Origin of the sequence: Streptomyces sp. McG3 (assembly GCF_018619185.1) — a bacterium.
Taxonomy (GTDB): Bacteria; Actinomycetota; Actinomycetes; order Streptomycetales; family Streptomycetaceae; genus Streptomyces.
In genome coordinates, this window is sequence record NZ_JAAXYC010000569.1 from 1 (window position 1) to 1,180 (window position 1,180).

The following is a 1,180-nucleotide window of genomic DNA, read 5'->3' on the forward strand; positions in this document are numbered from 1 at the left end:
TCCCTGTCCCGCCCCCGTTTCCGCTGCCGTCCCGAGCCCCTTCCGCTTCCCTTTCCCCCGCGCGGAGGCCGTTCACAGGATCGCCACCGGGGCGACCGGCGAGCCGGTGGCCCCGGCGAACGGCTCCGGCGACGCGGTGAGCAGGAAAGCGTGCCGGCCCTCCTCCGCGCAGGCCCCGGACAGGGCCTCCAGGTTCCAGTTCTGGCCCTGCGGCATGCCCATCTCGACCAGATGCAGCGCGTGCACCGGCATCCACAGGTCCTCGATCTCCGGCGGGAAGATCTCGAAGGTCAGGGTGTCGTTGGCGACGGCCGCGACATCCCGCGCGTGGAACCACTCGGGCGTGCGCACCGAGAGCCCCGGCGACGGATAGCCGTACGCCTGCCGGTCGCCGGCCAGCGCGAGGCGCACCTGCCCGGTCCGTACGAGCACGATGTCCCCGGCCCGTACGCGTACGCCCCCGAAGTCCTCCGCCGCGGTCAGGTCGTCCGGCGTCACGGCGTGATCGCCGGGCAGCCGGTCCACCCCCCGGGCGCGGGCCACATCCAGCAGCACTCCGCGCGAGACGAGGTGCTCCACGGTGGCGATCGAGGAGAACCGGGCCCCGCCGTGGGCGGTGATCGTGTCCGCCGGGCGGCCGTTGTAGATCTTCCCGCTGTGCGAGACATGGGTCAGGGCGTCCCAGTGGGTCGAGGCCTGGAGGCCCATCGTGACGGCGTCGTCGCTGGTGGCGACCGTGCCGGGGCCGAAGATCTCCTGGTTGATCTGGACCATCGTGTGCAGCGGATTGATCCGCCCCGGGATGAGTCCGCTCTGCACCCCGTCCTGCTGGAGCGGCAGCGCGAGCGGTATCCGGCGGCCCGTGCGGACGGTGGCGACGGCCTCGCGCACGACCGCGTCGGTGATCAGGTTGAGCGTGCCGATCTCGTCGGCCCCGCCCCAGCGACCCCAGTTGTTCACGCGCTTCGCGATCTCGTGGAACTCGGCCGGCAGGGACGAGGCGGTCCGCGTCCGCTCGGCCTCGCGGGACGTCACTATCCGGGCGCGTTGCTGAACTCACCGTGTCCGCGCACTAGATTGACCGGGGCAGCGGACGGACCGGCAGGTCAAGGGGGCAGTGGTTCATGGACGACGACGGCACACGGGGTGTACGGGGACCGAGCGCGGACAGGGTCCCCGG

At 72.2% G+C, this 1,180-nt stretch carries 1 protein-coding gene; it reads right to left on the reverse strand.

The annotated features are described in order from the left end of the window. Positions 1-72: 72 nt before the first annotated feature. The gene (locus HET64_RS38495; RefSeq protein ID WP_215111861.1) at positions 73-1,035 is read right to left on the reverse strand and encodes a cyclase family protein; all 963 of its coding nucleotides are present in this window, start codon (positions 1,033-1,035) and stop codon (positions 73-75) included. Between the last annotated feature and the right edge of the window lie 145 nt (positions 1,036-1,180).